The organism is Micromonospora sp. WMMD708 (genome assembly GCF_049315245.1).
GTDB classification, from domain to species: domain Bacteria; phylum Actinomycetota; class Actinomycetes; order Mycobacteriales; family Micromonosporaceae; genus Micromonospora; species Micromonospora wenchangensis.
The window spans coordinates 5,702,214-5,715,010 of the sequence record NZ_CP186060.1 but is presented as its reverse complement, the minus strand read 5'-3'; the positions used below and the strand labels follow the sequence as shown (position 1 = coordinate 5,715,010).

The 12,797-nt window shown below is 67.6% G+C and carries 5 protein-coding genes; 4 read left to right on the top strand and 1 reads right to left on the bottom strand.

Annotated features, from left to right (window positions below; all coding sequences use genetic code 11):
* Nucleotides 1–22: 22 nt before the first annotated feature.
* Complete coding sequence (locus tag ACN260_RS25060) at nucleotides 23–3,511, bottom strand: FG-GAP-like repeat-containing protein (RefSeq protein WP_422753330.1); 3,489 nt, start codon at nucleotides 3,509–3,511, stop codon at nucleotides 23–25.
* A gap of 352 nt (nucleotides 3,512–3,863) precedes the next feature.
* On the opposite strand from ACN260_RS25060, the gene ACN260_RS25055 reads away from it, so the two are divergent.
* From ACN260_RS25055 to ACN260_RS25040, 4 genes are all read left to right on the top strand, one after another.
* Entirely contained in the window at nucleotides 3,864–10,619 is a 6,756-nt protein-coding gene (locus ACN260_RS25055; RefSeq protein WP_422753329.1) for a polymorphic toxin-type HINT domain-containing protein, read from the top strand.
* Between the two features lie 6 nt (nucleotides 10,620–10,625).
* Nucleotides 10,626–10,973 (top strand): hypothetical protein, encoded by a 348-nt coding sequence (locus ACN260_RS25050; protein ID WP_422753328.1) that lies wholly within the window; start codon nucleotides 10,626–10,628, stop codon nucleotides 10,971–10,973.
* A 251-nt stretch (nucleotides 10,974–11,224) separates the two neighbouring features.
* Nucleotides 11,225–11,722 carry an SMI1/KNR4 family protein gene (locus ACN260_RS25045; RefSeq protein ID WP_422753327.1) on the top strand — a complete coding sequence of 166 codons (498 nt, stop codon included), beginning with the start codon at nucleotides 11,225–11,227 and terminating at the stop codon, nucleotides 11,720–11,722.
* A gap of 566 nt (nucleotides 11,723–12,288) precedes the next feature.
* Nucleotides 12,289–12,738 (top strand): SUKH-3 domain-containing protein, encoded by a 450-nt coding sequence (locus tag ACN260_RS25040; RefSeq protein ID WP_422753326.1) that lies wholly within the window; start codon nucleotides 12,289–12,291, stop codon nucleotides 12,736–12,738.
* Nucleotides 12,739–12,797 lie beyond the last annotated feature (59 nt).

The window sequence follows — 12,797 nt, the reverse complement described above, 5'->3', positions numbered from 1 at the left end:
GCCCCACCGGTTCGCCGGTCGGTCAGAAGACCTTGTTGAAGCCGTTCCAGCCAGTACCGATCTTGGTGCCGCCGTTGCCGTTGGTGAACAGGTTCGTGCCGTTGCCGGTGCCGTAGTAGACGTGCAGGTCCCCGGTGGACTTGACGCCCATCAGGTCGTTGCGGCCGTCGTCGTTGAAGTCACCGGCGGCGAACAGACCCGCGCTGTAGGTGCTCCACCCGGTCCCCACCGATGATCCGTTGTAGTTGGCGCAGAGCGCCAGGTTGGGTAGGCGGTTGTCCGGATAGTCCATCCACCAGGCCGCCATCCAGCCGGTCTGCCCGTTGGAACTGATCCCGTAGACCCAGTACGGGTTGCCGCTGACGGTCTGCCCGGTGCGTTGGCAGATCGGCGTGAACATCGACCCGGTGAACAGCGTGTCGACCACGGTGGCGCAGTTGGTGGTGCTCGGGGCTCCCTCACAGGTGGCGTTGGTGGCGGTGACGATCACCCCGTCGGTCCACACCGTGTACGTGGTCTGCGCCGGACGGGCGCAGTTCGGCACGTCGGGCAGCTGGTTCTCGGTGTAGTCGATGTTGTACCCGTGCACCCATCCGGTCTTGCCGCGGGGCGTGGTCCCGTACACCCAGTACGGGTTGCCGCCGACGTATTCGCCCCGCTTCTGGCAGATCGGCAGGATCAGGTCACCGGGGTTGAGGGTGTCGACGACGGTGGGGCAGTTGGCGACCGAGGGGGAGGCGTCGCAGGTGGCATTCGCTGCGCGGACGTTCACCCCGGTCTGCCAGACGCCGTACCTGACCCCACCCGGGCTGCGGAATCCCGCCTTGCCGTTGCCCCGGAACAGGGTCAGCTCGCCGTTGGCCCTGCGGGCGAAGAGATCAGCCTTGCCGTCACCGTCGACGTCGCCGGGGGCGACGATGCTGTCGAAGCCCTGCCAGATGCCCCAGCCGAGACGGACCGGTGCGGCGTCGTCGGCCCAGCCGCCGAAGCCGTTGCCCCGGTGCAGGACGATCTCACCGGTGGACTTGCGGGCGATCAGGTCGGGATACCCGTCGCCGTCCCAGTCCCCGGGGGCGACGACCAGGTTGTACTGGTTCCAGCCGGTGGTCCTGATCGGGTTGTCGTCGGCGTCCCAGTCGATGATCACGTCGTTGGCGTCGGGCAGGAAACCGCCTGCGCCGTTGCCGGTGAAGTAGACCAGGTCGCCGTCCGCCTCCACGGCCACCAGGTCGGTCCACCCGTCCCCGTCCCAGTCGCCGGGGCGGACCACGTGCAGCCAACCACTGCGGTTGCTGTCGATCTTCACCGAGCAGGCGCTGCCGTCGATGAAGCCACCCGCGCCGTTGCCCAGGTAGAGGCAGAGGTCGCCGTTGGCGTTACGGCCGATCAGGTCGCCGTGGCCGTCGGTGTTGAGGTCGTTCCGGCCGACCTGCGGACCGGCCGGGGCGGTGGCGAAGAAGGCGTGGTCGGTGTCGACCGACGCGGACGGGTTCACCCCGTCCCAGGTCTTGACCGCGACGAAACCCGGCCCGTTGCGGGTGGGGGTCAACGTGACGGTCGCGGTGCCACCCGGGGTGTTCGCGGCGACGTACCGGCTCGGCGTGTCGGTGTCGATGCCGACGTAGAAGCCGACGACGTCCGTGTTGCCCTTGGCGTTGATGGTGAACTGGCCGGGAATGCCGGCGGGCACCGTGCTGACGATGGTGCCCGTCGGGTCCTGGGCGGGATACTGGGTCGAGGTGACGTCCACGTCGGCGGTGGGCAGCGTCTTGTCGACGGTGAACGAGCAGGTCGCGCTGTATCCGGACGCCGCGCCGTCACTGTCCTTGGTGCGGACCCTCCAGTTGTAGGTCGCACCGTCGGTCAGGCTGCTCTTGAGGAGTAGGGTGCGGGCCTGGACTCCGCTGGAGATAGTCACGTTGCGCACGGTGGTGGCTCCGCCGGTGGGCCAGAAGCTGAATTCGCCGATGACGTTGCCTCCGTCGGCGTCGCTCGGTGTGGCCCGCAGGTAGACGTCGGTGTTGCCGAGCTTGCCGCCGGTGCAGGGGGTGCCGGGGCTGGTGCTGAGCGCGGTCGGCACCGACGGTGTCGAGTTGTACTCGATGCTCAGCGTCGGATTGTTACGGAACTTCTTCCAAGCCAGCGTGTCGGTCTCGCTGGTGGCCCGCAGGCCCAGTGTGACGTCGCCGGCCTTGGCCGCCGCTGCCGTCCGCACTCCGGCGGTGGCGTCGAAGTCGACCCCACCGTCCGGGCAGGAGGAGCTGTAGCCGCGGGCCACGCTGACGGTGTCGAGCTTGGCGATCCAGCTGGGCTGGCTGTTCCAGGTGGTCGCCGAGCTGATGGCGCCGGTACGCCACAACTCCACCGACCGTGCGTTGCAGGACCACGAGTGGGTCTCGTACGCCTGGAAGGTGGCCCGGATGATGTTCTTGCCCTTGACCCGGCTGGTGTCCATCCGGAAGAAGGAGCGGTTGGTCAGGTTGTCGGTTTGCGAGTAGCCGACCCGGGCGATGTCGCTGGAGTTCCAGTACTTCGAGTTCGGGAAGGACTTCCACACCGAGGTCCAGGCCAACCGGCTGCCGCTGACCAGGCTCGGGTCCAGATAGACCGGGTAGCGGGTGCCGGCCGCCCGGAGCATCGTCCGGTCGGGGGCGATCGAGAGCGTCCCGTTGCTGATGGTCGGCTTCATCGCCGCCTGGCGGGCGCCCTCGTTGCTCTGGAACGTCCGTTCGCCGGCCGACAGCCCTGGTTCCGCCGTGCCACCGCTGTCCCACATCCGGGGCGTCGGCGCGGTGAACACCATCCGGCCGTCGGCGTCGAGTGCCTTGATGTTGCCGGCCGCGTCGGTGGTGACGTTGAGCCCCTTGGTGCGGAGCGCGAAGTCGGCGGTCGTGAGGGCGGGACTCGCCGCCGCCTCGGGTGTGCGGACCACGAAGACCTCGGAGAAGCCCTCCACGTCCGCCTTGACCACCAGGTCGACGTCGGGCAGCACGTTCGGGTAGGTGGCGGTGTCCCCGTCCAGGGTGGGTCGGGGCAATGGCTTGTCCCAGCCGAATTCCAGTTCCTTGCCGTCGCGGACGACCCTGGCCAGCACGGTGTCCCCGCCGCCGGAGAAGCTCAACCCGACCTTGGTGGCGCGCGGCGTGACCCGTCCACCGGCACCGAAGCGCAGCCTCGGGTCGACCGGCACCCACCGGTTGTCCCGTTTGACCCGCACGGGCCGGACGCGCTGTTCGAGGGTGAAGGTGCCACGCGGGTTGGCGAAGACCTGCCGGGTCTCGGTGGTCAGCGCGTCGACCTCGATGCGCTTGCCGGAGCGCCGGGCGGCGACCATCGCCTCGGCCTCGGTGGTGTACCACGCCGCATCACCGGCCGGAGCCTTGGCGGACCGGCCGGTGGTGGGTTTCGGTACGGGTGCTGCCGAGGCCGGTGCCACGGCGGCCACGGTCAGGACCGTGGCGGTGGCGGTGAGCGCGGCCAGGAATCTGGGCAGCCTTCGTCGATACGACATGTTACCTCCCCGTAGGCCCGGTTGATGTCGTCGATGCCCCGGGCGGCGAGGCGTGAGTCAACCAGGCCGATTCACCGGGCACAAGCAGTTCACGGCCGGCGCGACGAAGCCCAAAGAGGACTTATTGCGGCGAGTACCGGCAAAGAGGTGGCTGTGAGAAATCCTTGCTTGTCTATGGCGGCACCGTTGCCTACGGTAGCCGTCACACCACGGCCGTCGATCGTCGGTCGTCACTTGCACGGGGGAGGCCATCATGGCCACGGGTCGATTCATGCTGCGCGCGTCCAGACGACGTGGACCGTCCATACGCCGACGCCTGAGACGGGTCGCCGGCATCCTGAGCCTGGTCATGGTGACCAGCGCGCTCACACCGGTGCAGGCCAGCGCGGCGGTCGAGGTGGACCTGCCGGCGGTGCAGAAGGAACGCTCCGTTCCCGGCCGCAGCCAACCGACGCCTGCGGCATCGCCCAGGGTCAGGAAGTTCGATCCGCCGCTGGCCCGGCCGACCTGGCCGGCCGCCTCCAGCAGCACCGTCGACCTGGCCGGCCCCGGCCGTGCCGCCGCCGGGACCGCCCCGATCCGGGTCGGACCGCCCGCCGGTGCCACGGTACGGGGCAGGGGCGTCCCGGCGAGGGTACGGGTGCAGGTCGAGGACCGGGCGGCCACCGAACGGACCGGCGTACGAGGGATGTTGTTCCGCGTCGGCAGCGACGACGGCACCGCCGGACGGGTCTCCGTCGAGGTGAACTACCGGGCCTTCCGCACCGCGTACGGCGCGGACTACGCCTCCCGGCTGCGCCTGGTCCAGCTACCGGCGTGTGCGCTGACCACTCCGGGACGGGCCGAGTGCGCCCGGACCACCGTGCTGCCCACCCGTAACGACGTCACCACCTCGACCCTGGTGGCCGAGGTGGACCTGGCTGGTGTGGCGGATGGCCGGCGAACTGCCGCGTCGACGGTGCTCGCCGCCGCGGCCGGTGCCTCCGGGCCGGGCGGCAGCTACTCGGCGACCAGCCTGAGCCCCAGCGGCTCCTGGTCGGCGGGCGGTTCGGCCGGTGACTTCTCCTGGTCGTACCCGATGGAGCTGCCGTCGTCACTCGGCGGACCGAGCCCGACGATCGGCCTGGGGTACTCGTCCAGCAGCGTCGACGGCCGGATGGTCTCCACCAACAACCAGCCCACCTGGGTCGGTGACGGCTGGGACTACTGGCCGGGTTTCGTCGAACGCCGCTACAAGTCGTGCGCCGAGGACATGGGCGGCAACGCGGTCAACACGGTCAAGACCGGTGACCTCTGCTGGGCGTCGAACAACGTGACCCTGTCGCTCAACGGCCGGACCACCGAGCTGGTGCGTGACGACAGCACCGGCGGCTGGCGCACCGCCGAGGACGACGGCTCCCGGATCGAAGCGCTGACCGGTGCGAACAACGGCGACGACAACGGTGAGCACTGGCGCGTCACCACCACCGACGGTACCCAGTACTACTTCGGCCGCAACCGGCTGCCCAACTACGTCGACGGCAGCCCGGAGACGAAGTCGACCTGGACGGTTCCCGTCTTCGGCAACAACCCGGACGAGCCCTGCGACAACACCAACTTCGACGCCGCCTGGTGCCAGCAGGGCTGGCGGTGGAACCTCGACCACGTCGTGGACACCAACGGCAACTCGATGGCGTACTACTACACGCCGGAGAGCAACTACTACGGCCGCAACATCAAGACCGCCGGGGTGCAGTACGAGCGCGGCGGCTACCTCAACCGCATCGAGTACGGCCAGCGCAACGGCCAGGAGTACGCCAAGCCGGCCCCGTCACGGGTGCTCTTCGGCGTTGACGAACGCTGCCTGCCGGACGCCAACTTCGACTGCGCGCCGGGCAAGTTCACCAAGGCCAACGCCAACCGGTGGCCGGACACCCCGGTCGACCAGAACTGCGTCAAGGACGAGGCGTGCACCGACCGGTTCTCGCCGACGTTCTGGACCCGGAAGCGCCTGACCTCGATCACCACCCAGGTCCGCTCGGGGACGGCGTACCGGGACGTCAACCTGTGGACGCTGAACCACGCGTTCCCGACGACCGCGGACGGCACCACCCCGTCGCTCTGGCTCGCCTCGATCACCCGGACCGGCAAGGTCGGAGGCAGCGTGAGCATGCCGCCGGTGACGTTCACCGGCCAGATGTTGCCCAACCGGGTCGACGGCCTGGAGGGTGTCCCGGCGATCACCCGGCAGCGGATGACCCGGATCGACACCGAGACCGGGTCGACCATCGGCGTCGGCTACCTGCCCCGGCAGTGCAGCCGGTTCACCCCGGTGGTGCTGCCGGCGCCGAACGAGACCAACACCATGCGCTGCTACCCGACCTACTGGCAGCCGGAGGGTGAGACCGAGCCGGTGCTGGACTGGTTCCACAAGTACGTGGTCAACCAGGTGGTGGAGCAGGACCGCCTGGGCGGCCAGGTACCGAAGGAGACGAACTACGAGTTCTTCAACCCGGCCTGGGGTTACGACGACGGCGAGTTCACCAAGGCCGCGCACCGCACCTGGAGCCAGTGGCGCGGGTACGGCAAGGTCCGGACCCGGGTGGGCAAGGCACCGGACAACCTGTCGCTGACCGAGACCCGCTACTTCCAGGGCCTCGACGGCGACAAGACCTCCACCGGCACCCGGGACGCCTCGGTCACCGACTCGGAGGGCGGCACCACGCCCGACGTGGCCGAGTTCCAGGGCATGATCCGTGAGTCGATCTACTACTCCGGTGACGGCGGGGTGATCGAGTCGACCACCCTGAACACCCCGTGGCGGAGCGCCGCCACCGCGACCCGGCTGCGACCCGGCACCAGTGCGTTGAAGTCGTACGTCACCCAGACGGCGAGCGTGAAGTCGCGGACCCGGGTGGCGGACGGCACCTGGCGACGCACCGAGGTACAGCACAGCTTCGATGCCTACGGCATCCCGACCCAGACCAACGACCGGGGTGACCTGTCCCGCGCCGACGACGACAGCTGCACCCGGCACGAGTACGCCCGCAACACCACCAACTGGCTGATGACGAAGGTCAAGCGGGTGGAGAGGGTGGCGGTGTCCTGTGCCGCCACCCCGTCCCGCCCGGCCGACGTGGTCTCCGAGACCCGGATGTACTACGACGACTCCACCACCCTCGGCGCGGCGCCGACCGAGGGCAATGTCACCCAGGTCGAGGAGTTGATGGAGTGGCCGGCGGGTGGACCGCGCTACGCCGTCACCGGCCGGTCGGTCTACGACGACTACGGCCGGGTCACCGAGTCGACCGACGTCTACGGCAAGAAGACGAAGACCGCCTTCCTCCCGGCGGCGGATGCCCTGGTCACCCAGGTCGACACGACCAACCCGAAGCTGCACAAGACCACCCGGTACCTCGAACCGGCGTGGGGGGTCCCGGTCGCCGAGGTGGACCCGAACGGCGCGCGGACCGACCTGAGCTACGACCCGCTGGGCCGGCTCGCCAAGGTCTGGCTGCCCGGCCGGGACAAGGCGACCTACCCGAACACCCCGAACAGCCGGTTCACCTACCAGGTGACTCCGTCCGCTCCGGTGGTGGTGACCACCGAGACGTTGAAGGAGGACGGCTCGTACCGGACGGGGTACGAGATCTACGACGGCATGCTGCGGCTGCGGCAGACCCAGCAGCCGGCCAACGGCGGCGGTCGGGTGCTGACCGACGTCTTCTACGACACCCGGGGACTGGCCTGGAAGAAGCGGGCCGCGTACTACAACTCCTCGGCACCGTCGGCGACCCTGCTCGACGGCGTCGGCGACAACCTGGTGCCGAGCCAGATGGTCTACCGCTTCGACGGGATGGGCCGGCCGACCAACGAGATTTTCGAGAGCTTCGGCGTCGAGAAGTGGCGGACGGTCACCACCTACCGGGGTGACCGGATCGACGTGGACCCGCCGCAGGGCGGCACCGCCACCACGAAGATCACCGACGGGTCGGGACGCCTCACCGAGCTGCGCCAGTACCAGGCGGAGACGCCCACCGGCGCGTACGAGGCGACCACCTACTCCTACGACCGGTTCGGCCGGCTCAAGGAGGTCAAGGATCCGACCGGCGAAAACAAGTGGACGTACGGCTACGACCTGCGGGGCCGGCAGACCAGCGCCAGTGACCCGGACAAGGGCACGACGACCAGCACCTTCGACGACGGCGACCGGCTGGTATCCACCACCGACGCCCGACAGAAGACGCTCACCTACAGCTACGACGATCTTGGACGTCCCACCGCGCTGCGGCACGGCACGTCCACCGGGACGCTGGCTGCAGAGTGGACGTACGACACCCTGAAGATCGGACAGCCGACCTCGTCGACCCGGTGGGTGGACGACAACGCGTACGTCAGCGAGGTGACCGGCTACAACGTCCGCAACCAGCCGACCGGGACGAAGTACACCATCCCGGCCAGCGAGGGGGCCCTGGCCGGCAGCTACAGCTTCGCGCAGAGCTACACCGACATCACCGGCCTGCCGAAGTCCACCACCTACCCGCTCGCTGGGGGGTTGCCCGAGGAACGGGTCAGCTACGGGTACAACGGCCTGGACATGCCGGTCAGCGTCACCGGCCTCAGCAAATACCTCCAGACCACCACCTACTCGGAGTACGGCGAGCCACTGCGGCTCACCATGGGGGCGGTCGGCAAGGAGGTCTACCAGACCTTCAAGTACCAGGACGGCACCCGCCGGCTGGCGCAGACCATCGTCGACCGGGCCGTCGCGCCGACCCGGCTGGACGACATCAGCTACGACTACGACGCCATCGGCAACGTCACGAAGATCAAGGGCGTCGAGCAGGGCACGACCACCGACACCCAGTGCTTCGGCTACGACCACCTGCGGCGGATGACGCAGGCGTGGACCGCCAACGACGACTGCGCGGCGAAGACCCCGTCGGCGGCGACGGTCGGCGGACCCGACCCGTACTGGCACTCGTACACGTTCCACGACGGCACCAGCAACCGGAAGACCGAGGTCCAACACGACACCTCGGGCAACCCGGCCAACGACGTCACCGCCACCTACGCGTACCCGACGGCGGGCACGCCGCAGCCGCACACCCTGCGGACGGTGAACACCGTCGGCTCGCCCACCCCAGGCCTGCCCGGTGGCCAGCGTCTCGACGAGTACCTCTACGACGACGCCGGCAACATGATCAGCCGGAAGATCGGCGGGACCACCCAGACCCTGGACTGGGACAACGAGGGGCACCTGGCGAAGGTGACCGAGGGCACCAAGGTCACCGAGTTCCTCTACGACGCCGACGGCAACCGGATGATCCGGCGGGACCCGACCACGGTCACCCTCTATCTGGGCGGCACCGAGCTGACCCTGACCAAGGCAACCACCTCGGTCACCGGCACCCGCTACTACCAGGGGGTCGCCGCGGTCCGGACCCCGTCCAACAAGGTGAACTTCCTGATCGGCGACCACCACGGCACCGCCCAGGAGACCATCGACGCCAGCACCCTCGCCTCGACCCGGCGCAAGTTCACCCCGTACGGCCAGGCGCGTGGCACCCAGCCGTCGGTGTGGCCGGGACAGCAGGGCTTCGTCGGCGGCACCATCGACCCCTCCACCGGGCTGACCCACCTCGGGGCCCGGGAGTACGAACCGGGCACCGGCCGGTTCATCTCGGTCGACCCGATCGTCGACTTCACCGACCCCCAGCAGATGCAGGGGTACGCCTACGCCAACAACTCGCCGGTCAGCTTCTCGGACGCCTCGGGCCTGCGGTTCTGCGCCGACGACGACTGTAGTGGCAACGGCGGCGGCGTCGCCGGTACCGGCCCACCGCCGAAGCCGACGAACACCACCCCACCGGCCGGCGGCACCAAGACCCCGAGTGGCCCGAGCCAGGACGAGGTCAACAAGGCGAAGTCGGTCAAGGAGAAGAAGCTCCTCGACATCGTCATCCAGGCCGGCGGGCAGATCCTGCTGGAGGTCCTGGGGATCAACGACATCCGCGACTGCGTGATGAAGGGCGACATCGGCGCCTGTGCGATGGCGGTGGTCGGTGCGCTCCCCTGGGGCAAGATATTCAAGGCCAAGAAGATCGGCGAGGCCGCGGTGCGGGCCGGCAAGGCGGTCCTGTCCTGGTTCGACGAGATGAAGTGGGCGCAGCGGGTGCTGGCCCAGGCCGACGAGGCCGCCGCGCTGGCGACGAGACAGGCGGACGAGGCGGCAGCGGCGGCAGCGAAACAGGCGGATGACGCGGCGGCCACGGCGGCCAAGCAGGGCGACGACGTCGCCGAGTCGGCCGGGAGTTCCTGCAAGATCGGCAACAGCTTCACCCCCGACACCCGGGTGGTGCTGGCCGACGGCTCGACCCGGGCGATCGAGGACATCGCCCTCGGCGACGAGGTGCTCGCCACCGACCCGGAGACCGGCCAGACCGAGTCCCGCACGGTGGTCGGCCTGATCGTCGGCGACGGCTACAAGAACCTTGTCGAGGTGACCGTCGACACCGACGGTACGCAGGGCGACGAGTCCGGCTCGGTGATCGCCACCGACGGGCACCCGTTCTGGGTCGCCGACCTCGAGAAGTGGGTGCCGGCCGCCGAACTGGAACCGGGTCAGTGGCTGCGCACCTCGGCGGGGACGTACGTCCAGGTCGAGGCGGTACGGGCGTTCACCCAGGAGCGCCGGGTCCACAACCTCACCGTCGAGGGCATCCACACGTACCACGTGGTGGCCGGCGGCACCCCGGTCCTGGTTCACAACTGTGGTGAGGACATCTACGACACTCAAGGGCGTACCAAGCATGGTAAGCAAGCGCGCTCGACCTCTCGAGGCACCAGCGGTGCCGAACCGATCGACGGACAGGCTGCATTGAACAATTCGGTCGAAATCACTCCCGAGGCGCCTGGGCAAGCGCCACGACGGATTGGCGTCTCCAACGGGCAACGCGTCATGCTCGACCGAACTCAGCAGGTGCCCTGTGGGTGTGGCAAAGTAGAAGGTGGCGTCAATAACATCTGGCATGGCCATGTTCGGGAGTGGCGTGAGTTCGAGCAGGATGAACAATCTGCGCTTATCAAAGCCGGTCTCGTCAACCGTAAGGGAAAGGTGCGGGGGTGAGTCGCGGTGACTGAGGATCCCGACCGGGAGGAGGATGAGCGTTGGCGCTCATCCTTGCTGAAAATTATCTACGGTTATGACGTTCGGGAGGCTACCGACGCTCTGCTGGCGCTGTCCTTGGATGAGCCCGATCGTGAGTGGATCGAAGAGGTGTTGCTGCGCCTCCTCGATGCGCCTGTCGATCGCCAGGTGAGAGAGCTTGCGGTCACCTGCTTGGGTCATGTGGCGCGATTACATCGGACGATCTCACCGCGGGTGGTCACGCGACTGCGCGAATTGGCGGAAGACCCTGAACTGCGATTGCGCGTCCCAAATGCTCTGAGTGATATCAGGGTTTTTGCGCTCAGGTCCTGAAATCGCCGTCCGCAACGAACTATGCGATAGGGGTCGAATCGATTGATGGGGCGGGGGCGTGTGCCCCCGCCCCCGTCCATTCTGCCGACTCGGTCTTCGCGTCTCCGGTGGGTTGGTGCGCGTCTTGTCATCGTCATCAGTCCTCCGCGTGAAGACAGTTGCATCGAATAGCTGGATTTCTGCCGGACGCTCAAGCTCGATTGAGGTCGACGGCTGTGGGTCCGGCGGGCGTACGTCCAGTTAAAGGTGGCATGAGAGTCCATCACCAATCCGTTCACGTAAAATTTGCTGGCTGGGTGATGATAATTCTGGAAGATCTGGCAACCGCCCTGCGTGCTTGCCGTACAGCGACGGTCAGTGGTCTGAGCGCTGATGAGGTCGGGCTGCTCGCTGTGCGGTGGGGTCGAAGCTCGCTGCCGGCCCGGTACAGAGAATTCCTGTCGTTGATGGGGCGGGAGGCGGGCGGGCTGCTTCGAGGAACTGACGCGTTCTTTCCCGGCATCCTTGATCTTCAGGACCGGATTGCAGAGTTCGTGCTGGAGGACGAGGTACTGACCGGGGTGCCCTCGGACGCTGTCGCCTTTGCCATGCACCAGGGCTATCAGGTCTATTGGATGAGAGACGGTTCTGATGATCCGCCAGTTTGGCTGTGGACCGAGAATGACTTCTGGCCCGCTCGACACTGGGATTCGTTCTCGTTGTTCCTTACCCAGCAGGCCAGGGAGGATTGTGGAGAGCTGGGAATCTAGTTCCTTCCCAACATGTGGCAATGGTTGACGGTCTCGTTGTTGCCGCCTGACGTGGTCTCCGGTCGGCGGGCGGCGGTCTGTGAGCCCGAGGAGTCAGACGAGGAACTGGAGATCCTCTACGCGGTGGAAACGGCGAGCCCGGCCGGGGCGTCGGTCAAGTCCGAGTTGGGAACGGCGATGAGTCCGTTCGTTCGGTTGTGGGGTGACTCGACGTCCAGGCTCCGGCAGTGCCGATAGTTGCTCAACCTGTTGAGGCGGGGCAGGGTTCGAGGCATTGCGTCACCTGGGTGGCGATGGGATGGGGAAGACTGCCAAAGGTTGGGCTGCCAACCGGTAGCGAGTACGGCAGGATCCGGTGAGGCTGCGGGGGCGACACTGCGTCCCCGCAGCCTCACCGGCCGGACGTCGAGCGGTTGGCAGGTCGTCCTGGCCTCACCGCCGGTGAGCATCGGCGTGGGAGGGTTGGTGTGTGGATGTCTGTCCCTGCTTTTCCGGGAAATGTGGGAAATGTGTCCCCGGCATCGAGAGGGTTGCTGAAGTCGGAGCTCTCCCGTCCGGCAGAGCGGATGGATGACCAACTGCGGCGCGCCCTGCTCAACGCAGGATGGATCTCTGGGCGGCAGGTGGACATCGGGCGATGGCAGTCGCTGTTCGCGCACGCCGGCCTGCCGATGCACTCGGCGGCGAACTCCTTCCTGTCGGAGTTCGGCGGCCTCACATTCCCGTACGCTGGGGGTGGAATCTCCCGATCCCGTGCATCGGTCGAACTGGATCCGTTGCTCGCGATCGACGAAGAGGATCTCTTCCTCGAATGGGGACAGTTGGTCGGTCGGCGCATATTTCCGCTGGGCGAGTTGGATGACGGGCGCTACTTCGTCGGTATCGACGAGAGTTCGTCGATCTATCTGGTGGCCGACTGGCTAGGTCATTTTGGAGAGGGGATGCACGGTCTCGAGTCACTGATTCTCGGAGTGGCCCCCGAGGTTGTCTGCGACTCCTATCCGGCTGGTCGATGAAGCAGCTCTCGCTGTCGAGCGCCTCCGCTCCTTGGTGCCATTTGACGCCGGGGTGGATA